Genomic DNA, 20,269 nt, shown 5'->3' on the forward strand with positions numbered 1-20,269 from the left:
CCTGCCGTAGGTGTCCGGAGTGTCAGGTCTGGGGCGATTGCTCCAGCATGGCGAGTGTCAGTACGTTGCCGCCGATGCCCCAGCCGCCGTCGGTGACCTCTTCGACCAGGACCATGGTGTTGGCGCGGGCCCGTTCGCCGTAGATCTCGACGTAGAGCTCGGTGGTGCGGGTGACGATCTTCTCCTTCTGCTTCTCGTCGAGGGTGCCGGCAGGGACCTTGAAGTTGGCGAACGGCATGAGGGTTCTCTTTTCTGGAATGGGTTACAAGGAGGTGCCCGCGGTGAGCAGGTAGTCCAGCCCGACGCGGCGGAAGAAGTCGGCGCGGATACGGTCGGCGACCGCGGAGACGACTCATACGTACGGCAAAGGCGCCCTGGTCGGTCAGATGATGCCGCCGTTGGCGCGGATGACCTGGCCGTTGACCCAGTGGCCGGCCGGCGAGGCGAGGAAGGCGACGACCTCGGCGATGTCAGCGGGGGTGCCAAGCCGTTCCAGCGGGGACTGGGCGGCCAAGCGGGCGATGGTCTCCTCGTCCTTGCCCTCGAGGAACAGGTCGGTCGCCGTTGGACCGGGGGCGACGGCGTTGACGGTGACGTCCCGGCCGCGCAGCTCTCGGGCGAGGATCATCGTGAGCGCCTCGATGGCACCCTTGCTGGCGCTGTAGGCACCGTAGCCGGGAAAGGCCAGGCCCACTACGGAAGTTGAGAAGGTGACCATTGCCCCGCCGCTGCGGATCTTCCGGGCGGACTGCTGGGCGACGACGAAGCTCCCGCGGATGTTGGTTCGGTGGACCGCGTCCAGCTCCGCCAGGTCCAGGTCAGCGACGGGGGCCAAGTACAGTCGGCCGGCCGCGTGGACGACTACGTCGACGCCGCCGAACTCGGATTCGGCGGTGCCGAACAGCGTGGCCACCTGCTGCTCGTCGGCGACGTCCGCCTGGACGGCGATGGCCCGGCCGCCGACGGCGGTGACCTCCTTGGCGGCGGCCTCGGCCAGATCACGATTGCCCGCGTAACCGACCACGACGGCGAATCCGTCGGCGGCCAGCCGACTCACCGTCTCGCGGCCGATACCGCGGGAGCCTCCGGTGACGATGGCGACGCGGGGCTGGTCTGCATGGTGGCTGAGCGCGGTGCGACTCGCCGCGGTTTCTTGGGAGGACATGGAGACTCCTGTGAGAGATGCCAGAGGCGGGATGCCACGAGGGTGGATCGTGGCGGGGGGCGTCGGCGCTGTCACCGGCTGCTCCCTGTTTGCGTCTCCAGCGTGGGCCGGTGCTGCCGAGACAGCCATGGCTGTCTCTACCCAGGGGTTGCCACCCCCTGGCTCAGAACGCCGCTGCGAGTGACGATAGGCAGCGTGAACCACTCCGAACTCGCCGCGTTTCTGAAGTCCCGGCGCGCCCGAATCCGCCCGCCCGACGTCGGCCTGCCGACCGGTCCGCGGCGCCGGGTGCCAGGACTGCGACGCGAGGAGGTCGCCCAGCTGGCGGGCCTGTCCGCCGACTACTACACCGAGTTGGAACGTGGACGCGGCACCCAGCCCTCCGCTCAGGTGCTCGCCGCGCTGGCCCGGGCGCTGCGTTTGAACGGCGACGAACGCGATCACCTGTTCCACCTCGCCGACCGGACGGTCCCCCCGGCTGCGCACGCCCCGACCGCGCACGTCCAGCCCGGCCTGCTCGGCCTGCTGGACCAGCTGACCACCACTCCCGCCCAAGTCATCACCGACCTGCACGAAACCCTCGTCCAAAACCCCCTGGCAGTCGCGCTCGTCGGCCGGCCCCCGGTGGCGCGCGGCCCCGCGGCAAGCTTCGTCTACCGCTGGTTCACCGATCCCGATGCCCGCACCCTCTACCCGGCCGAGGACCACCCCTACCACTCCCGGGTCTTCGTCGCCGACCTACAGGCGGTTGCCGCCCGGCGCGGCCATGACACCGAAGTGGCCCAGATGGTGGCCGCGCTCCGACAGCGCAACCAGGAGTTCGCCGGACTGTGGGACACCCACGACGTCGCCCTCCGACGGACGGACCACAAACGCATCGTGCACGCCACGCTGGGCGTCATCGAGCTGGACTGCCACAGCCTGTTCAGCGAGGACGGACGCCAGCGTCTGCTGTGGTTCAGTGCCCCACCCGGCACCGAAGGCGCCGCCCAGCTGCAGCTTCTCTCCGTCATCGGCACCCAGGACATGACTCCCAGCGCGAACGAACTCGGACGGCCACAGCCCTGAGCAGGGTCTGGAAGCGGCACGGTAGCGGCCAGCACCGAGCGACTGGAGGTCCTCGCGTGGCCTGGGGCGCCGCCCGCTCTCGGCGCCCGCGTAGCGGGGCGCCAGGACGCCGACGACGATCCCGTGCGACCGCCGAGACCGGACAAGCACGGGGTGAGGTCCCGTTCCGCCCGGGCATGGCGATCCTAGGAGTATCGCGACCACCCTGCGCTGCTGCAGGGAGTGTGGTGCCGGGGCTACCGTCGATGGCATGGACAGCGACAACCTTCTGGGGCAGTTTCTGCGAGCTCGACGCGGCCTTGTGCGGCCCGAGGAGCAGGGCGTGCCCGTGATCGGCCACCGCCGTGTGGCGGGCTTGCGCCGGGAGGAAGTGGCCATGCTGTCCGGGCTGAGCGCCGACTACTACGTGCGCCTGGAACAGGGCCGCGAGAGGAACCCCTCGGTACAGGTGGTCGACGCGCTGGCCCGAGCACTGATGCTGGACGACGACGCGATCGCCCATCTGCACCGGCTGGCCCGGCCCGTGCCGGGACGCTCCGGCAGGAAAACCCGGCTCCGGCGGATCAGTCCCGCTCTGCTGCAGATGATGAACAGCTGGACCGGCACACCTGCCGTGATCCTGGGGCGTCGTATGGAGGTGCTGGCGCACAACCCTCTGGGCGGCGCCCTGTTCGCCGGCCACACCTACAGCGGGGACCTGATGCGGCTCGTCTTCCTCGACCCCGACGCTCGGGATTTCTACCCGGACTGGGACCGGGTTGCCGCCAACACGGTCGGCGGCCTGCGCGAGGCAGCGGGAACCGACTACGACGACCCGCAGTTGATCGAGCTGGTGGGCGAACTGTCACTCAAGAGCGAAGCGTTCCGTACGTTGTGGGCGCGTCATGACATCCGCCAGAAGAGGCATGAGACCAAACGCTTCCGGCATCCGGTCGTCGGCGAACTCACCCTGCACTACGAGTCCTTGACCATCAACAGCGCGCCGGGTCAGCAACTTGTCGTCTACCAGGCCGAGCCCGGCAGCTCCTCTGCCCGCGCACTGTCGCTGCTCGGCAGCTTCGCTGCGACGAAGACGGCGCAAGCTTCGGATTCCGTGCGGCAGGACATCGCCGCAGACGACTGAATTCACTCCGGCCGCATTCCTTGGAGCACGCCGCGCCCGTATGCCGCGGCGTCTCACTCAACGATGCGCTCAACGACGCGCTCAACGACGCGCTCAACGACGCGCCGGAGCACCGTATGGCGCTGGACTCGGAGCCACCCGCCCGACGAAAGCCCGATCCCGCGCCGCCACCACAAGGTCACCTGAAGAGCGGCCAGCTCCCGTGTTCATGAGTCGCTCATAACCAAACCGAACCTGTACATGGCCGAGCAGGCTACGTCGCACATGTCGTTCCCATCGAAGGGTTGAAAAGGCGCGTCGGTATGCCGTACTTCACGGTGTTGTCGGGTCAGTGGTCGACGCCGTGTTGCGCACCGCGGAACTCGTCGCCTCGCCACCGGTCCGGCTTCGTCAGCCGATGGCGTGCGCGACACCGTCGCCCACGCCATCGGCCGCCGCTTCGACCAGTACGGAGTGCTCGTTGTGCACCGACATCCGCACGCCTGCGGGCGCAGACCGCCAACAACCGCGCCGTTTACGGGCGTTGCCGCACAGGCCGGATGACCAACTCGTTGACGTCGACATCGGCGGGCTGGCTGATCGCATAGGAGATCGCACGAGCGATGGCATCGGGCGGGATGGCCGCCGAGCGGTAAGCCTTCATTGCCGCCGCGGCTTCCGGTTCGGTGATGGTGTCGGCCAGTTCGGACTCGACGACGCCAGGTGAGACGGTGGTAACCCGGATGAACGGCTCAGCCTCCTGCCGCAGTCCTTCTGTGATCGCCCAGGCCGCATACTTCGTGGCGCAGTACACAGCGGCTGTGGGGACCACGGAGTAGGCACCGATCGACGCAATGGTGATGAAGTGCCCGCTGTTCTGGCGCTGGAAGTGCGGCATGGCCGCGCCGATGCCGTGCAGCAGACCCTTGACGTTGACATCGATCATCCGGTCCCATTCGTCCACCAGCAGTGAGTCAAGGCGCGACAGCGGCATGACGCCGGCGTTGTTGACGATCACGTCGATGTGCCCCCGGGCAGTAACCGTTTCGTCGACGAACCTGGCCACGTCGGCCCGGTCGGTGACATCGAGACGGCGTACATCGATGCTGCCGCCGTCGGCTCGGACGCTCTCTGCCAGGCTGGTCAGCCGACCCTCTCGACGCCCACCGGCAACGACGTGGTGGCCTTCCGCAGCAAGCCGCCTGGCGATGCCTTCGCCGATGCCGCTCGTGGCACCCGTGACGAGTACGACCTTCCGGTTGCTGCCCTGCTCCGTGGTCTCCGGCATTGTCCGTGTCACCGCGTCCTCCTTGCTCAGTCAGGGCAGAAGCCCCGTTGACGGATCGTTCACCTGCGAACTTGCCGTGCTTTCGATGGCAGAAGAAGGCCGGGACCTTCCTAGGAGCACTGCACACACCACACCTGGGCGACGAGCCAGTGGTGCCGTCGGTGACACACCCCGCGTCGGGTCACAGGGGCAAGTCGGAGGCGATCCACTCGGTGAGCGAGCCGTGGCGGGGCTTCCAGCCGAGAATGTCGCGGGCTCGTGTGGTGCAGTGGTGTTCGTCGCGGGGGTCTTTCGGGGCATCGCGCAGCGCAGCCAGGGTGCTGGAAGCAGTCCGGCTCACGCTCAGGCAGCGGTGCAGACGGACGAGGTGTCCTCCTCAAGCACGCCAGGAGGGGCGGTCTCCTGGAGACCGCCCCTCCTGGCGCTGCGGCACCGGGGTCCGTGCCGCTCACTGTGCCGTGGCGGAACCGCCCTCGTGAACGGCGGTCCTCGGCTCGATTCCGGTGGCACCGACCGTCTCCCGCCAGGCCTCCAGGCCGGCCTGGAACGCGACGATGCCCGCCTCCGGGAGAGCGATCTCGATCGCCTCCAGGATCTCCCGCGGAGTGACCCCGAGGTCGAGGGCCACCCGGATATGGCTCTGGATGTGTCCCTTGCCGGCCCTCATCACGGTGAGGCTGAGGATGAACAACAGCTCCTTGGTGCGGCGATCCAGGGCACGGGGCCTCAGATAGGCCGCCTCGACCAGGCCGTTCGCCGCCTGCAGGACATCGAAGTCGTGTTCCGCCATGACCTTGTGATAGTCGAGGACGTATCCACGGTCGCGGGCCATGGCGTCGATGTACTCCTGTGCGGCCTTCGAAGGGACCGTGTCGGCGTTCATCCTCGGCCTCCTTCGTGCAGGGCGGTAGGAATGTGGGGTGTGGCGGGGACGAGGAGTCGGTTGGTCTGGCGCACGAGCAGTTCGCGCACGCGCCCTCGGAAGGCCGCGAAGTCGTCGTCGTCCGCCAGTTCGGCACGCCTCTTGGCACGGTCTTCCAGACCCTCGAAACCCCAGAAATAGACCACCGTGTTGAGTTCACCGACCTCGGTGGTGCAGCAGCCGAGCAGGTTGCCGAGGATCCGTACCTGAGGCTCGCGGCCGTACACTTCCCACAGCCTGACGTAGTGCGCCGCCGCACCCGGTTTGAGAACGTAGTCACGTTGCTCGATGATCACGACGCCTCTCCCTCCGTAACCGGAACCGAGCGCCAGGCATCCTTGAACTCCGCGGACCGCGAAGGCGCGACCAGTCGTTCGAAGGCGTCGCTCACCGTCGCCAGGTCGCGGGGATCGGTCAGGGCCGCGAGATACCGATCGGGCCGGACGACGGCGACGCTGCCCTGGTGCTGGGCGAACCAGTCCCGCAGCGTGCCGTCGACGTCCTCCACCGTCACCGAGTCGGTCATCGACGTGCGCCGCTCGGTACGGGACCGACCGGAGCGGGATTCGACGACGCTGATGTAGCGAGTGCCGATACGGTCCCAGAAGGCACGGGAGTCAGCATCCAGATGTACGAGCGGATCATTGCCGTAGCCGATGAGGGCGAACCACTCGCCGAGTGTCTCGTCGAGCGGCAGCACCCGCCCTTCGGCGGTCTCGACCCTGGGCTGGATGAGCATCCGGCCCGCCGGTGAACTCTTCCGCCCGGTCCCGTGGCGGTGCAGCATGATGCCCTCGCTGTACCGGGGCACGGGCTTGAACCGCATCTGGATGACCCAGTCGCGCACAGGCGGTGCCACCGTGAGTCCGCGCAACAGGGTGTCGCGCGCGCGGGCCACCGTGGGGCTCGTCGGTGCAAGGAACCGGCCGAGGGCTTCCGACAGTTTCACCATCGTCTTGGCGTGCTCGCGCCGCTCGGTGTCGTATGTGGCGAGAATCCTCGGATGGGCGCGGCCGGTGACGACCGCCGCCAGCTTCCAGGCGACATTGGTCGCGTCCCGTATGCCGGTGTTCATGCCCTGCCCTGCCCATGGGGGCATGAGGTGGGCGGCGTCGCCCACGAGGCAGATCCGGCCGTCCACGAAGCGGTCGGCGACCCGCGAATGGTGCGTGTAGACGCGGGCCCGGATGATGTTGAGCGCCGTGGGATCGGGCACGTGCCCGGTGAGGAGTTCGCGTACCTTCTCGGGCCGGAGCATGGCCTCGGCGTCCTCGCCGGGGAACAGCATGAACTCCCAGCGGCGGTAGTTGTAGGGCAGGTCCAGGCACACGTACGGGCGCTTCGGGTCGCCGTGCAGTCCCGTGTACGGGGCGTCGAGCGGATCGTTGTCGCACTCGATGACCACCCACTTGCGGGGGTGGGTGTCGCCGCTCAACGGGATGCCGAGTTGCTCGCGTACGGTGCTGCGGCCGCCGTCGGCGGCGACCACGTACTCGGCGTGGACGAGTACGCGTTCCCCCTGGGGGTCTGTGACGTGGAGCCGTGCTTCGGTGCCGTCCTGCTCCACACGTATGAGTTCGTGCCCCAGCAGAGGCCGGACGTGGGGATAGCGTCGGAGGCCGAAGCGCAGCGTGCGCTCGGCGAGTTGCTGCATGAAGATGTTGCGCCGGGGCCAGCCGTACTCCTTGGTTTCCGGCCGGATGTCGGCGAGACAGAAGCCGTTCGCGGCGAACATCCTCAGCGGAACGTTCTGGATCATGTCGGCCAGCATCTCGTCGGCGAGCCCGATGCCCTGGAAGCTGCGCAGGCATTCGTCGTCCATGCCGACCGCGCGCGGGTAGTCGACGATTTCCTCACTGCGGTCGATCAGCAGGGTGCGCACACCGTAGAGGCCGAGGTAGTTCGCGACCGTCGCTCCGACGGGTCCCGCGCCGACAACGGCGACCTGGGTGCGGTGTTCGACGGGTTCGGTCATCGGAGAACCTCCGAACTCCTGAGGAATCTTGTGAGGTGGTGATGGAAGAGATCCGGGGCGTCGTCGTGCACGTAGTGGCCTGCCCCGGGGATCTCCACCGTGTGGATGCGCGGGTTGCGTTGCGCCATCGCGGCCATGGTGGTGGCGGGGAGGAAGTCCGACTCCCCGCCCCGGATGAGCAGGGTCGGGCATCGAAGGGCCTCGACGTACGGCCACAGGTCCACCTGCCGGGCCGGATCCGGGTCGAGGCGGGCCGCCGCGATGCCCGCCAGGTCGAGCTTCCAGCGCCACCGTCCCTCGTCGTCCGGAGCGAGGGTGTGCCGCACCCTGGATTCGAGGGCGTCTTCGGAGATGTGCGGACGGATGCCGCGCCAGTACGCGCGGGCTGCCTCCCGGCTGGGGAAATCGCGGGGGGTGTTCGCCACTTCGCGTTTGATGCGCTCGGCTCCCTCCCCGGACAGCGACGAGCCGGGTCCGATGTCCTCGACGACCGCCGCGCCGACCCGCTCGGGGTGACGCGCCGTGTAGACGTACGTGGTGGTGCCGCCCATGGAATGGCCCAGCAGCACGAACCGGTCCAGGCCGAGGCGGTCGGCGAACTGCTCCAGATCGGCGACGTAGGACTCCGTGTAGTACTCGCCTTGCGGGTCCCAGTCGCTGCCACCCCGTCCTCGCGCGTCCGGGGCCAGGACGCGGTAGCGGTCGCCGAGCCGCGCGGCCGGCGGCTCGAACGTCCGGGCGTAGCTGCGCAGGCCGTGCAGCATGACGATCGCGGGCCGGTCCTCGTCGCCCCACTCGACATAGTGCGTGCGCAGGCCGTTGAGCGTGATGAAGCGGTCCTGCCCCACTGCGGTGGTGTCGGCGGCCATCTCAGTGCAGCCCGCCCTGGCCCCGCACCTCGTCGGCGCGGATGCCGCCCAGCCGGGCGTGCAGTCGGCCACGCGTGGCGAACGCGAACACGACCACGACCTCGTCCGGGTTCGGGGTGTCGGAGAAGCTCACCGTGACGGTGTCGTAGTGCGAACGGACGTAGAGAGCGTCCTTGTGGGCCAGCGGAACGTCGAGGACGGTACCGGGCCCGCCCCGCTTTCCGGTCGAGGGCACCCACGCCTTCCCGCCGCCGACCGCCTCGCGCACCGGGTCCGCGAAGACCGCTGTGAGGAAGGCGTTGCCGTGTTCGTACTCGCCTGCCGTGCCGACCAGGCACGCCTTCCCATAGCTCTGGACGGCACGGCCGCCGGCCTCCTCCTGGATCCGCCGGCCGAACTCCCCACCCAGCTTGGGGGAATCGGCGACGATGTCGCCGAGGTCCTGGCTGAACCGTCCGGCGTAGGGATTGTGGATCGCCGCCGCGATGACGATCTTGCTTACGGGCTCGCCGTCCGCGAGGACGCCTGTCTCGTTGGCGAGGGTGTCCTCGGTCTGGGTGAACCACTTGCGGATGTGGTAGCCGGCGAAGTTGGGCTGGGGCACGGGTGCTTCCTGGGGGTGCGGAGGTGGATTGGGTACGGGCATGGGGGCTCCGTGAAGAGGCGGGGCGGGACGGAGGAGGCAGCACTAACCGCGCAGCGGTTCGATCTCCATCGGGTCGCTCGGAGCGCCGTAAAGACCGAGGATGCGCTTGCCCTCCTCGTCGTCGGTGACCGTCTCGTGGAAGAACTCGAAGCGGTTGCCGTCCGGATCCGTGAAGTAGAGGCCGAAGCCGATCTTGTGGTCGGTGGTCTTGACCACGGGTACGCCCTTGGCCAGCAGCATCCCGTACAGTCGCCGCCATTCCTCGAGGTCGCCCTCCACCTCCAGCCCGTAGTGCTGCAGGCCGAGGCCTCCGGTGGCGGCTCCTTCCTGGGCTCGGATGAGGGCGATGTCGTGGTGCTTCTTCCCGAAGGACAGGAACACCCACTGTGGGCCGCGGGCGGTGACCTCCATGCCGAGGACGTCCTCGTACCACTTGGACGAGGCCTCCGGATCGCGGACGAACAGCGACAGATGGGTGCGGCGTACCCGTGGCTTCGGAGCGTCCTGCGGGTCGCCGGGGATCGGCGTGGGCTCCTCGTGCCGGCCGAGTATGCGCTCGTCGGGGTCCAATGTCAGTGTCCTTCCGTGGTGGGTGCTACTGCCGGGGTCCAGGTCACGTCGGTGATCTCGCTGAACTCGCGCCACTCCTTGCGCCAGGTGCGACCGGCGTCGGTGGAGCGCAGGAGATGGCCGTACTTCGTTCCCGCGAAGACCAGTTCCGGGTCGGCGGCGTGGGTGCCGAAGGCCCAGACGGTCGAGTTGGCGGGCGTGTCCAGGGCGGTGTCCTGCCAGCTGTGCCCCAGGTCTTCGGAGCGCAGGATCCTGGTGGTGGTGCCGGGGGTGCCGTCGCCGATGCCCAGCAGCAGGTCGTTGGTGCCGGGGAGCTGCTCGACCAGCCGCGTGTAGTAAATGCCGAACGTCTTGCGGGAGTCGGTACGGGTCCAGGTCTCACCGTCGTCCTGACTGACGAAGAGCGCGTTGACGACGGCGACGACGATCGTCTTCGGCGGGCCCTGGAGGACGAGCACACAGTGGATGTCGGAGTTGGTGACGCCCTGCGGCAGGGTGGCGGGTGTGCCGTCGATCCGCTCCCAGGTGTCGCCCCGGTCACCGCTGCGCCACAGGCCGCCCTCCTCGATGCCGAACCACATGTTCTTGGGTTCGTAGTGGTCGACGACGCAGGTCAGGATCCTGGGACGGTTGACGCCCGCGCAGAATTCCGGGATTTCAGGGGGGAGTTGTTCCCAGGTCGCCCCGCCGTCCGTGGTGCGGAACATGGCGGCCCGGGAGGGGGCGCCGGTTCCGACGAGCATCGTGTCCGGATGTGTGGGGTCGATCGCCAGCGACCAGATGGTCCGGTCGTTCATGGGCGAGTCGACGCGGCGCCAGGTGACGCCGGCGTCGCCGCTGCGCACGAGTCCCGCGTCGGCGCCGGCCCAGACGACGTCGGGCCGTTCGGGGTGGACGGCCAGGCAGCGTACGACGGCGTCGAATTCCAGGTCCTGCCCGAGTCCGAGACGGGACCAGGTGGCGCCGTTGTCGGAGGAGCGCAGGACGCCCTGGCCTGCTGTGGCGACCAGGATGGTGCCTTCCATGTCGTGGGTTTCCCTTCGGAGCTTGCGAAACAGAGGGATGGGGCGGGGAGGTCGGCGAGGGCTGTGCCGTGTCGTGGACATCCCGTCCGTCGTCCGAGAGACGAGCCGGGCGGCGGCGACGGGGGGAAGAGCGACGCGGGTGGTCCGGCAACGCGGTCGGGGGTGCCCTGTCCGGGGGTGGGGGAGTGCGAGCCGGGCCTCGCGACGCCGGGACGATCCGAACGACAGGGCCTAGAGGAAGATGCCGCGCGTGAGACCGCCGTCGATGCCCAGTGACTCGCCGGTGATCGCGGCGGCCCTGGGTGAGGCGAGGAAGCACACGGCCTGGGCGATCTCGACCGCCTCCAGAATCCGGCGGATCGGTGTACGGGCGACGAAGTCCGCCTCGACGTCGGCCGCGGTGATGCCGCGCTTGGCTGCCTCCTTCTCGTACAGCTCGTGGATGTGCTCGGTCTCCACCACGCCGGGATGCAGGGTGTTGACGGTGATGCCGGACGGGCCGAGCTGGTCGGAAAGGGCCTTCGTCAGGTGGACGATCGCGAGGTTGCGCATGCCGGAGAGCGCGTGGCTGGAACGGCCGGTCAGTCCGCCGATGTTGATGACGCGGCCGTAGCCGCCCGCCTTCATGTGCGGGGTGACGGCCTGCGCGCAGCGGAAGTAGCCGACGACCTTGGTGTTGATGTCGGCCAGCAGCAGTTCGGGGTCGGCTTCCTCGACGGAGTTGCGCACCAGCCCGGAAGGGGCGGCCGCGCCGTTGACGAGGATGTCGATCCGCCCATGGTCGTCGGCCGCGCGTCGCACCATGGCGCGTACGGACTCGGTGTCGTTGGTGTCCGAGGCATAAGGAACGACCCGGCCGCCGGTCTCGGCCTCGAGTTCCTTGGCGGTGCGTTCCAGCAGGGGCAGCCGACGGGCGGTGATGACTACGGTCGCACCCTCGGCGGCCAGTTCGCGGGCGGTGGCTCGGCCGATGCCCAGACTGCCGCCGGTGACGATGGCGGTCCTGCCGCCCAGTTCCAGGTCCATGCGTGTCTCCCACAGAGGCGATTGGCAATAAGGGGCTTCAGCGACAAGGTGTTTCGGCGACAAGAGACTTCGGATGTCAGCTGAGGTTGACCCAGACGCTCTTGACCTCGGTGTAGAGGTCGAGCACGGTCCGGCCCATCTCCCGGCCCCAGCCGGATTGCTTGAACCCGCCGAAGGGCGACGCGGGATCCGTGAGGTTGTAGCAGTTGATCCACACCGTGCCCGCCTGCAGTTCGTCTGCGATGCGGTGGGCGTGGCCCAGGTCGGAGGTCCAGATGCCGGCCGAGAGTCCGAAGGGGGAGTCATTGGCCCGCTCGACCAGGTCGTCCACGTCGTCCCACCGCATCGCCGCCAGTACGGGACCGAAGATCTCTTCCTGGACGATGCTCAGGCTGTCGTCGGGCGCCACGAACACGGTCGGTTCGACGAAGTAGCCGCCGTCGTACGGCGCGTCGAGGTCGGGCCGCCCGCCACCGGCGGCCAGCCGGGCGCCCTGCTCCCGGCCCGCGGCGATGAACCCGGCGACTCTCTCGTGGTGTCTTGCGGAGACCAGCGGCCCCATCTCGGTGGCCGTGTCACTGCCGGGCCCCACGACGATGCCGCGGGCGCGCTCCGCGACGGCGTCCAGCACCTCGTCGAAGATCTTGCGGTGCACGTACAGCCGGGAGCCGGCCGTGCAGACCTGGCCCTGGTTGAAGAAGACCGCCTGGGCGGCGGCCTCGGCGACGGCCTGCGGATCGGCGTCGGGAAGCACGATGTTCGGGGACTTGCCGCCGAGTTCGAGGGAGACCTTCTTCAGGTTCCCGGCGGCGGCACGGACGATGGCGCGGCCCGTCTCGGTGGACCCGGTGAAAGCGATCTTGTCGACTCCGTCGTGCGCGGCGAGGGCGGCGCCCGCCGTGGCACCGCGTCCCGTGACGACGTTGACGACACCGTCCGGCACCCCTGCCTCCTGGAGCAGCTCGGCGAGCCGCAGCGTGGACAGCGGGGTCTCCTCGGCCGGCTTGAGGACGACCGTGCAGCCGGTGGCCAGTGCGGGCGCGAGCTTCCAACAGGCCATCGACACGGGGAAGTTCCACGGCACGATCAGACCGGCCACGCCCACCGGCTGCCGCGTGGTGTAGTTGAGCACCCGCAGCCCGCCGCGCGGCGAGACGGGGATCGTGCTGCCTTCCAGCTTGCTCGGCCAGCCCGCGAAGTAGCGGAACAGCTTCACACTGGTGCCCACGTCCACGGCCCGCGCCACCGAGACCGGCTTGCCGTTGTCGCGTGACTCCAGCAGGGCCAGTTCCTCGGCGTGCGCCTCGATGACGTCGGCGACACGGTTCAGCAGCGCGCCCCGCTCCATGGGGCTCATCCGACGCCAGCCGGGGTCGTCGAAGGCGCGGCGCGCCGCCTGTACGGCGCGGTCGATGTCGGCGGCGTCGCCGTCGGGAACGGTGGTGAGCACGGTACCGGTGGCGGGGTCGACGCTCGCGAACGAGCGGCCGCTCAGGGCCCCGACCCAGTGGCCGCCGATGAACATGGTCCGCGGCTCGGCCAGGAAACGACTCACTGAGTCTGCCGCGGGGGTGACCGGGGCTGCTGCGCTGTGCATGGTGGCTCCTCTCACAGGGCCATCTCGATGAGCTGAGGACCGTCGGCGGCGAGCGCGCGGCCGAGTTCGCGCCGAAGCGCCTCGCCCGTCTCCACCCGTGTGCCGGGCACGCCGTAGCCGCGGGCCAGCGCGGGCCAGTCGAAGGCCGGGCCGTCCAGGCTGGTGAGCGCCGTCGCGTTGGGGCCCGGTCGGCTCTGGCCGTGCCGGCCGAGTTCGGTGCGCAGCACGTTGTAGGCGCGGTTGGAGGCAATGAGGGTGACGACGGGCAGCTGCTCGCGGGCCATCGTCCACAGCGACTGGATGGTGTACTGCGCGCTTCCGTCGGACTGCAGGGCGACGACCTTGCGGCCGGGTGCGGCGATCGCGGCGCCGACAGCTGCGGGCAGGCCCTGGCCGATGGCTCCGCCGGTGTTGGTCAGTGTGGTGTGGCGGGCGGCGCGCGACGACGCGGTGAAGAAGGGGTAGCCGCAGGTGCCGCCCTCGACCGAGACGATGGCCTGCTCGGGCAGCAGCCGGGCCACGATCCGGCCGACCGACTGCGGCGTCAGCTCTCCGTCCGGGCGTCCTTCGTCGTCCGGTCGGGGTGGCTGTGGGGCCGGTTCGGGAGCACCGAGCGCGTCCGCGAGGGCTTCGAGCGCGAGTGTGGCGTCCTCCTCCGGGGTGCTCAGTACCTCCACGGTGCCGGAGGGAGCCAGCAGGCTGGGAACCCCTTCGTAGCCGAAGTACGAGACGGGCTCCAACGCACCGGCCAGCAGGACCAGTTGAGCCCCGGCGAGGGCCTCGATCGCTTTCTCCGGGAAATACGGGAGCCGGTCCAGGTCGGGAAGGCCGCCGCCGCGCTCGGCGGCGGCCGGAAAGGTCTCGCTGTACAGGACGGCCCCGGTGGCGGAGGCGATCCGGGCCGCCGCCTTTTGGCCGCGCTTGTCGAGTGCCGCACCGCCCAGCAAAAGGACGGCCCGCTCGCCGGCACGCAGCCGCTTGGCGATCGCGTCGATGACGTCCGCCGCCACTTCCGGCTTGCTCCGGGGGTGGGGCAACTCGACGTCCACGGGGGCCTTGAGCACTTCCTGCTGGAAGTCCGCCGGGGCGATGAGCGTGGCCCCGCGGCCGGGCGCGGCGGTGGCGGCCGCGATGGCGCGGGCGGTGAGCTGGGCGAGGCCCGCGCCGGAGGCCGCGGTGCCGACCCAGCCGGAGACGGGGCTCGCGAGCGAGACGATGTCCGAGGTCAGGGGAGCGTCATGAACGAGATGCCAACTGGCGTGATCGCCGACGACGTTGAAGACCGGCGAGTGGGCCCGTCGTGCGTTGTGCAGGTTCGCGATGCCGTTGGCGAAACCGGGGCCCAGGTGCAGCAGCGTCATCGCCGGCCGGCCGGCGATCCGGGCGTAGCCGTCGGCCGCTCCGGTGCAGACACCCTCGAAGAGCCCGAGCACCGCGCGGGTGCCGGGAACCGAGTCCAACGCGGCGACCAGGGGCATCTCCGTGGTCCCCGGGTTGGCGAAGCAGACGTCCACTCCGGCGGCGAGCGAGGTCTCGATCAGGGCCTCGGCCCCGGTCAGGCCGCCGGACCGGTTCGCCTGCCAGACGGTGGTGGCGTGGGTCATGGAAGTTCCTCCGTGCACTATGCGCACCGTCCGTGCGTATAGTGCACAGCATCGGCATGGGACGACTCCTGCGTCAAGCCCCGGGGCCAACAGACCCGTGCCATACGCTGAACGCGTGAGCGGAACTCGGAAGGTGGTAGGCGGCGTGCGGGCAGAGGCCGCGAACGACACGGGGAGCGGCGCGGGCGACGGACGCGAGGAGAAGGCGAAGCGCCCCAGTCAGCCGCCGTCGCAGACGCTCGTCCGAGGTCTGGCCGTCCTGCGGGCCGTCGCTCACCAGCCCCGTGGCCTGACGGTCGCCGAGATCGCCGCCCGGACAGGGCTGCACCGGACCGTCGTGCACCGCCTCGCGGGCACGCTGGCCGCGGAAGGCTTCCTGGCGAAGAGCGCGGACGGCGCGTACGTCCCCGGGGGAGAGCTGCATACGCTCGCGGGCACCTCGCGTCCCACCCTTGCGGAGTTCATCCAGCCACTGCTGCAACAGCTCGCGGACCGGTACGGCGGTACGGCGATTCTGTTCTTCCCGGAACCGGACTGTGTCGTCGCCGTGGCCACGGCGGTTCCCCAGGACGCCGACTACCACCTCGCCTACCGCAAGGGGTCTCGCCAGCCCTTGGACCGCGGGGCCGCCCCGTGCGCGATCCGGGCCGGGCGGGCGCCCGCCGCCGACGACTCGGACGCCGTGCGTGAGGCGCGCCGCCGGGGATGGGTCACCACTCATGGCGCGGTGGAGCCCGGAGCCCACGCGGTCGCCGCTCCGCTGGCCCGCGACGGAGACGTACTGGACGCCTGTGTCATGTTCGTCTCGCACCGGCAGGACCGCGTCGACGAGGCCACACCGGAAGTGGTCTCCGCCGCGCGAGCGGCCCGAGCGTTCCTGCTGGGCCCGGGCTAGATCCGGTCGCGCCGCCCTCCTTCCTGGACAACGGCCGTCCCCGCCAAAGCACTTCGGCGGGGGCGGCCGCGTTCTGTCCGCCGGGTGGCGACCGCCGTGTCTTCACCGGCGGTCGGGTTTGGTCGACGCCGGGCCTTGACACCCACCGCAGGCCACCACACCATGTGCTTTCAACAAACGTACACCATGTACGAATATCGCACTGCGGTGAATCTGGAGGCTGATCGGGATGACAAGCCCTGATCGCACCACCCTGGCTCACGGCCGCCTGTCCCTGATCGGCGTCCTCACTCAATCACTCGGCTTCATGGGACCGGTCTTCTCGGTCGCGGCCCTCCTACCCCTGATCGTGGGCCTGTCGGCCACGGGACGCGGCGCCGGCGTCGCCACGCCGGTCGCGATCATCATCGCGGGCATCGGCATGTGCGGCGTGGGATGGATCATCGCCCAGTACGCGAAGCGCATCCATCTGTGCGGCTCTCTCTACGAATATGTGAGTGACACCGCCGGACCGCGCATCGGCGTGATCGCCGGATGGCTCTACTACGGAGCCATGATGGTTCTGGGAGCCTCGACGTTCCTCGTCCTCGGCGGACTCACACAGGCATGGCTCAAGAGCGCCATGTCCGTGGACGTGCCGTGGTGGCCGCTGTCCCTGGGCTACGCCGCCGTCACCGCCACGATTCTCGTGGTGGGCGTTCACGTGTCGATCCGGGCGCAACTCGTCCTCGCCCTGGGCGCCATGGTCGTCGTCCTCGCTTTCTCGCTGTTCATCATCTTCCGCGGCGGCCAGAACGGCGAAAGCTGGTCCGCCGAACCCTTCAATCCCTTCGCCGTGGGGAGTTTGAATCTTCTCTTCGGCGTCCTGTACGGCATCAACATGTTCATCGGGTTCGAGTCGGCGGCCAACCTCGCTGAGGAGACCTCGGACCCCAAGCGCCATGTGCCGCGGGCGGTCATGTTGTCGCTGGGCATCGTCGGGGTCTATTACGTGGTGGTGGCCTACGCGCAGGTCATGGGTTTCGGCCTCGACGCGGAGGCGTGGAAGAACAGTGTCTTCCCGCTGGAGACACTCTCCTACGGTGAGGAGTTCGGGTCTGCCGCGTTCGGAAACTTCCTGGCGGTCCTGATCATTCTCGACATCCTCGCGGTGGCGATCGGAGTCGGCGTCGCATCGACTCGGGGAATGCTCTCGATGGCCCGCAGCGGCCGGCTGCCGTCGAAGCTGGCGGTTCTGCACCACCGGTTCCGTACTCCTGTATGGGGTGCCGTGCTGATGGGCGCTGTTTCGTGTGTCGCCATCGTCGGCGTGCGCGTGGCGGGCGACCGGATGTTCGGCCAAGGGGCCGGTCAGCCGCAATGGGCGTCGGCGTTCGGCTGGATGGCCGGCTTCGGCGGAACAGGCATGGCGATCATGTATCTCGTCGTCGGGGCCGCGGGTGTGAAGGGCCTCTGGAACCATGTGAACCGAACCAAACTGCTCATCGCGGGAAGCGCTGGTGTAGCAGTGGCGGCCGGTGCGGTGTTCGGTTCGTTCTACCAGGCGACCAGTCCTCTCGACACCGTTCCCTGGGCTCTGCTCGTGTGGGTGGTACTGGGCGCGGTCTGGTCCTACTTCGCGCTCGGCCGGTCCTCCCGGCAGGGGCAACCCTTGACGGACCAGGCGGCGGAGAGCGCCGGTGAAGTGACCCCACACTGACGATCGCCCGGACCCCACCCACCCCCCGTTTTCATCGCCCCACGCCATCAGGAGGAAAGGCAGTGACCACCACCACGGCACACCCGTACGATCCGCTGACCGCCGAGGAAATAGAAAAGGCCGTCGGTGTGGTGCGTGCCAGTCACTCTCAGCGGGGGGCGATGAAATTTCCCCTGGTGCGGCTGGAGCTCCCGGACAAGGCGGAAGTGCGGAACCACGATCCCTCACATCCGCTTCCTCGCGTGGCATTTCTCGTCGTCTACGACCGGGATGCCAGTGCGACGTTCGAAGCGCGGGTGGATCTCACCGACAACACCCTGACCTCCTGGGAACATCTCCCCGGAGTGCAGCCGGCGATCATGATCGATGAACTGTTGGGCCTCGACGAGATCGTGAAGAACGACCCCGCCGCGGTCGACGCCCTGGTCCGGCACGGGGTCGACGATCTCTCCCAGGTGCAGTTCGACCCCTGGTCGACAGGCACTCTGCCGATCGAGGGCGTGGACGCGCGACGCCGCATCATCCGGGCCAGTGCGTACGTCCGGCACTTCAAGGAGGACAACGGCTATGCGAGGCCTGTCGGAAACCTCGTGTTCGTCGTCGACTGTGACGCTCGATCGGTGGTCGCCGTTCTGGAAGGAGACCCGGTACCGCTTCCGCCGGAAAGCGGAAACTACGACCTGGAAAGCGTCGGACCGCTGCGTGACGATCTCCGCCCGATCGACATCACGCAACCCGAAGGACCTTCCTTCACGGTGTCGGGCCATGTGATCGAGTGGCAGCGGTGGCGTCTGCACGCACACATCGACGTGGTGGAAGGCCTCGTCATCAGCGACATCTCCTACCTGGAGGGTGGCCGTCGCCGCCCCATCGTGCACCGGGCCGGCATCAGCGAGATGGTGGTGCCCTACGGTGACACCAGCGCCGACTTCTACTTCCGGAACGTCTTCGACGCGGGCGAGTACAACCTCGGCAAGACGGTGGGATCGCTCAGTCTCGGGTGCGACTGCCTCGGCGAGATCCGGTATCTCGACGCGGTGCTCTCAGACGAGTCGGGCAACCCGCAGACGATCGTCAACGCCATCTGTCTGCATGAGGAGGACTACGGAATCCTCTGGAAGCACTGGGACTTCCGCTACGTCGAGCAGGCGGAGGTCAGGCGTTCCCGGCGTCTCGTCGTGTCGTCGATCCACACGATCGGCAACTACGAGTACGGCTTCTTCTGGTACTTCTACCTCGACGGGACGATCCAGTTCGAAGCCAAGCTGACCGGAATCGTCCAGACGCGGGCCGTGGCTCCCGGCGAGAAACCCGCCTACGGAACGCTCGTGGCGCCCCAGTTGGACGCGCCGAACCACCAACACCTGTTCAACATGCGACTGGACATGGAAGTCGACGGGCCGCGCAACACGGTCGTGGAGGTCGACGCGGTGGGTCTCCCGATGGGACCGGACAACCCGTACGGAAACGCGATCGTCGCCCGCCGCACGGAGATCACCAACGAACGTGACGGCCGCAGGATGTGCGATCCGTTCACCGCTCGCACCTGGAAGATCACAAATCCCGGTGTGCGCAACCGCTTCGACGAGCCCGTCGCCTACAAACTGGTCCCCTTCGTCGGCCCGACGCTGCTCGCCGCTCCTGAAAGCGATCTGGCACGACGCGCCGAGTTCGCGCGGGCGCATCTGTGGGTGACCCGGTACAGCCCGGACGAACTGCATGCGGCCGGCGACTACCCGAACCAGCACCCGGGGGACGGGATCGGCAAGTGGATCGAGCAGGAGCGCGATCTGGCCGACACGGACGTGGTGCTCTGGCACACCTTCGGCACCTCGCATCTGCCACGGCCGGAGGACTGGCCCATCATGCCGTGCGACTACGTCGGGTTCGCCTTGAAGCCGGTCGGGTTCTTCGACCGCAACCCTTCGCTGGACGTGCCGCCCCCGGCCGGGCATGGCGCGAAGAGCTGTCACTCCGCACCGCAGCAGGGTGACCTGCACGGCGAGTGACCTTGCCGGGCCCGCACTCGTACACCGGACGCGTGCGGGTTTCCGGCTGTCCCGCCGGGGCGACGCACCGGCGTGGGGCGCTATCGCCTGACCGCTTCCGGGCCGGCCGCGCCGACCAACCGGGTCGCGGCCGTCGCGGCGGCCTCCGTCACCAGATGGGGAACCTGGTCGTCGACGAGCTTGAGGCCGAGTTGCACCACTCCGAGGCTCGCGGTCGACCAGTCCGAGACCCGGATGGGGGCCGCGATGCCGATCGCACCTTCCTGGATCGAGCCCACGCTGACGGCGTAGCCGTGACGACGGGCCTCGCGGACGTCGTCGGTGTCCTCGTCGCTCTCCGGCCTGCCGGCAAGGATGGCGATGCCGTCCGCGCCGATGGTCAGGGCGTGCCGGGCGCCTTCCCGCATGGCGAGGTGCATGGTGGAGTTCGGCGGCTCCGCCGTCAGCAGGATCAGGGCCTGGTCGCCGTCGGCGACGCTCAGCAGCGCTGTGCTGTTGGTCTGTTCGCTGAGCCGTCGCAGAATCGGCAGGACGGTGGCCTGCAGCCGTGGTTTGAGTTGCCCGGCCAGTTCGGCCACGCCGAACCCGAGGATGTATCGCGTGCCGATACGAGCGACGAGGCTGTGCGCCTCCAGCGTGCGCAGAAGACGGTAGACGGCCGCCCGAGCGATGCTCAGCCGCTCGGCGAGCTCTGCCGCAGTGAGACCGTCGGCGTTCCTCGCGAGCAATGACAACACCGTCAAACCACGGTCCAGAGTCAGGGACGTTTCCCCGCCGGTTGCCGCCACGATCTTCTCTCGCCTCCTGCC

At 68.9% G+C, this 20,269-nt stretch carries 20 protein-coding genes; 5 read left to right on the plus strand and 15 right to left on the minus strand.

The features are described 5' to 3' along the window. Nucleotides 1-22: 22 nt before the first annotated feature. Nucleotides 23-238, minus strand: coding sequence for a tautomerase family protein (locus ACFYO0_RS43755; RefSeq protein WP_388687420.1), 216 nt, complete (start codon nucleotides 236-238; stop codon nucleotides 23-25). A 144-nt stretch (nucleotides 239-382) separates the two neighbouring features. Then, a complete protein-coding gene (locus tag ACFYO0_RS43760) occupies nucleotides 383-1,165 on the minus strand; it encodes an SDR family oxidoreductase (RefSeq protein WP_388687422.1) in 783 nt (260 codons plus the stop codon). A gap of 195 nt (nucleotides 1,166-1,360) precedes the next feature. Here ACFYO0_RS43760 and ACFYO0_RS43765 point away from each other — a divergent pair, with 195 nt between their 5' ends. After that, entirely contained in the window at nucleotides 1,361-2,233 is an 873-nt protein-coding gene (locus tag ACFYO0_RS43765) for a helix-turn-helix transcriptional regulator (protein WP_388687424.1), read from the plus strand. A 250-nt stretch (nucleotides 2,234-2,483) separates the two neighbouring features. Beyond that, nucleotides 2,484-3,356: a helix-turn-helix transcriptional regulator gene (locus ACFYO0_RS43770; RefSeq protein WP_388687426.1), complete on the plus strand. Its 873-nt coding sequence runs from the start codon at nucleotides 2,484-2,486 to the stop codon at nucleotides 3,354-3,356. A gap of 514 nt (nucleotides 3,357-3,870) precedes the next feature. Here ACFYO0_RS43770 and ACFYO0_RS43775 read toward each other — a convergent pair. From ACFYO0_RS43775 to ACFYO0_RS43830, 12 genes are all read right to left on the minus strand, one after another. Further along, nucleotides 3,871-4,623 carry an SDR family oxidoreductase gene (locus ACFYO0_RS43775; RefSeq protein WP_388687530.1) on the minus strand — a complete coding sequence of 251 codons (753 nt, stop codon included), beginning with the start codon at nucleotides 4,621-4,623 and terminating at the stop codon, nucleotides 3,871-3,873. A gap of 181 nt (nucleotides 4,624-4,804) precedes the next feature. Continuing rightward, the gene (locus ACFYO0_RS43780; protein WP_388687428.1) at nucleotides 4,805-4,963 is read right to left on the minus strand and encodes a hypothetical protein; all 159 of its coding nucleotides are present in this window, start codon (nucleotides 4,961-4,963) and stop codon (nucleotides 4,805-4,807) included. A 108-nt stretch (nucleotides 4,964-5,071) separates the two neighbouring features. Next, nucleotides 5,072-5,506 (minus strand): carboxymuconolactone decarboxylase family protein, encoded by a 435-nt coding sequence (locus tag ACFYO0_RS43785; RefSeq protein ID WP_388687430.1) that lies wholly within the window; start codon nucleotides 5,504-5,506, stop codon nucleotides 5,072-5,074. After that, nucleotides 5,503-5,841, minus strand: a complete 339-nt coding sequence (locus ACFYO0_RS43790; RefSeq protein WP_388687432.1) for an NIPSNAP family protein — start codon at nucleotides 5,839-5,841, stop codon at nucleotides 5,503-5,505. Before ACFYO0_RS43790 ends, ACFYO0_RS43785 begins: the two co-directional genes overlap by 4 nt. Beyond that, a complete protein-coding gene (locus ACFYO0_RS43795) occupies nucleotides 5,838-7,520 on the minus strand; it encodes a bifunctional 3-(3-hydroxy-phenyl)propionate/3-hydroxycinnamic acid hydroxylase (protein ID WP_388687434.1) in 1,683 nt (560 codons plus the stop codon). Before ACFYO0_RS43795 ends, ACFYO0_RS43790 begins: the two co-directional genes overlap by 4 nt. Beyond that, nucleotides 7,517-8,389 carry an alpha/beta fold hydrolase gene (locus tag ACFYO0_RS43800; protein WP_388687435.1) on the minus strand — a complete coding sequence of 291 codons (873 nt, stop codon included), beginning with the start codon at nucleotides 8,387-8,389 and terminating at the stop codon, nucleotides 7,517-7,519. The genes ACFYO0_RS43795 and ACFYO0_RS43800 overlap by 4 nt, the downstream gene beginning before the upstream one ends. A 1-nt stretch (nucleotide 8,390) precedes the next feature. Next, on the minus strand, nucleotides 8,391-8,993 hold the full coding sequence (locus ACFYO0_RS43805; protein ID WP_388687437.1) for an amino acid synthesis family protein: 603 nt from the start codon (nucleotides 8,991-8,993) through the stop codon (nucleotides 8,391-8,393). An 84-nt stretch (nucleotides 8,994-9,077) separates the two neighbouring features. Beyond that, the gene (locus ACFYO0_RS43810; protein WP_388687438.1) at nucleotides 9,078-9,605 is read right to left on the minus strand and encodes a VOC family protein; all 528 of its coding nucleotides are present in this window, start codon (nucleotides 9,603-9,605) and stop codon (nucleotides 9,078-9,080) included. 2 nt (nucleotides 9,606-9,607) lie between these two features. Continuing rightward, nucleotides 9,608-10,630, minus strand: a complete 1,023-nt coding sequence (locus ACFYO0_RS43815) for a WD40/YVTN/BNR-like repeat-containing protein (RefSeq protein WP_388687440.1) — start codon at nucleotides 10,628-10,630, stop codon at nucleotides 9,608-9,610. A gap of 231 nt (nucleotides 10,631-10,861) precedes the next feature. Beyond that, on the minus strand, nucleotides 10,862-11,656 hold the full coding sequence (locus ACFYO0_RS43820) for an SDR family NAD(P)-dependent oxidoreductase (protein ID WP_388687442.1): 795 nt from the start codon (nucleotides 11,654-11,656) through the stop codon (nucleotides 10,862-10,864). A 76-nt stretch (nucleotides 11,657-11,732) separates the two neighbouring features. Further along, nucleotides 11,733-13,253, minus strand: coding sequence for an aldehyde dehydrogenase family protein (locus ACFYO0_RS43825; protein ID WP_388687444.1), 1,521 nt, complete (start codon nucleotides 13,251-13,253; stop codon nucleotides 11,733-11,735). A gap of 11 nt (nucleotides 13,254-13,264) precedes the next feature. Continuing rightward, nucleotides 13,265-14,857, minus strand: a complete 1,593-nt coding sequence (locus ACFYO0_RS43830; protein ID WP_388687446.1) for an acetolactate synthase large subunit — start codon at nucleotides 14,855-14,857, stop codon at nucleotides 13,265-13,267. Nucleotides 14,858-14,972: 115 nt separating this feature from the next. Here ACFYO0_RS43830 and ACFYO0_RS43835 point away from each other — a divergent pair, with 115 nt between their 5' ends. From ACFYO0_RS43835 to ACFYO0_RS43845, 3 genes are all read left to right on the plus strand, one after another. Then, nucleotides 14,973-15,752 (plus strand): IclR family transcriptional regulator, encoded by a 780-nt coding sequence (locus ACFYO0_RS43835; protein ID WP_388687447.1) that lies wholly within the window; start codon nucleotides 14,973-14,975, stop codon nucleotides 15,750-15,752. A gap of 229 nt (nucleotides 15,753-15,981) precedes the next feature. Further along, nucleotides 15,982-17,451 (plus strand): APC family permease, encoded by a 1,470-nt coding sequence (locus ACFYO0_RS43840; RefSeq protein ID WP_388687449.1) that lies wholly within the window; start codon nucleotides 15,982-15,984, stop codon nucleotides 17,449-17,451. A gap of 62 nt (nucleotides 17,452-17,513) precedes the next feature. Next, nucleotides 17,514-19,460, plus strand: a complete 1,947-nt coding sequence (locus ACFYO0_RS43845) for a primary-amine oxidase (protein WP_388687450.1) — start codon at nucleotides 17,514-17,516, stop codon at nucleotides 19,458-19,460. An 80-nt stretch (nucleotides 19,461-19,540) separates the two neighbouring features. On the opposite strand, the gene ACFYO0_RS43850 is transcribed toward ACFYO0_RS43845, so the two are convergent. Further along, the gene (locus ACFYO0_RS43850; protein WP_388687452.1) at nucleotides 19,541-20,248 is read right to left on the minus strand and encodes an IclR family transcriptional regulator; all 708 of its coding nucleotides are present in this window, start codon (nucleotides 20,246-20,248) and stop codon (nucleotides 19,541-19,543) included. Between the last annotated feature and the right edge of the window lie 21 nt (nucleotides 20,249-20,269).

This window comes from Streptomyces sp. NPDC006365, assembly GCF_042870755.1.
In the GTDB taxonomy this organism is placed as follows: Bacteria; Actinomycetota; Actinomycetes; order Streptomycetales; family Streptomycetaceae; genus Streptomyces; species Streptomyces xiangluensis.

Coding starts and splice junctions, on each gene's coding strand:
- ACFYO0_RS43825 (WP_388687444.1), bottom strand. CDS start 13,253: ATGCACAGCGCAGCAGCCCCGGTCACCCCCGCGGCAGACTCAGTGAGT.
- ACFYO0_RS43770 (WP_388687426.1), top strand. CDS start 2,484: ATGGACAGCGACAACCTTCTGGGGCAGTTTCTGCGAGCTCGACGCGGC.
- ACFYO0_RS43830 (WP_388687446.1), bottom strand. CDS start 14,857: ATGACCCACGCCACCACCGTCTGGCAGGCGAACCGGTCCGGCGGCCTG.
- ACFYO0_RS43760 (WP_388687422.1), bottom strand. CDS start 1,165: ATGTCCTCCCAAGAAACCGCGGCGAGTCGCACCGCGCTCAGCCACCAT.
- ACFYO0_RS43785 (WP_388687430.1), bottom strand. CDS start 5,506: ATGAACGCCGACACGGTCCCTTCGAAGGCCGCACAGGAGTACATCGAC.
- ACFYO0_RS43840 (WP_388687449.1), top strand. CDS start 15,982: ATGACAAGCCCTGATCGCACCACCCTGGCTCACGGCCGCCTGTCCCTG.
- ACFYO0_RS43815 (WP_388687440.1), bottom strand. CDS start 10,630: ATGGAAGGCACCATCCTGGTCGCCACAGCAGGCCAGGGCGTCCTGCGC.
- ACFYO0_RS43775 (WP_388687530.1), bottom strand. CDS start 4,623: ATGCCGGAGACCACGGAGCAGGGCAGCAACCGGAAGGTCGTACTCGTC.
- ACFYO0_RS43795 (WP_388687434.1), bottom strand. CDS start 7,520: ATGACCGAACCCGTCGAACACCGCACCCAGGTCGCCGTTGTCGGCGCG.
- ACFYO0_RS43800 (WP_388687435.1), bottom strand. CDS start 8,389: ATGGCCGCCGACACCACCGCAGTGGGGCAGGACCGCTTCATCACGCTC.
- ACFYO0_RS43755 (WP_388687420.1), bottom strand. CDS start 238: ATGCCGTTCGCCAACTTCAAGGTCCCTGCCGGCACCCTCGACGAGAAG.
- ACFYO0_RS43820 (WP_388687442.1), bottom strand. CDS start 11,656: ATGGACCTGGAACTGGGCGGCAGGACCGCCATCGTCACCGGCGGCAGT.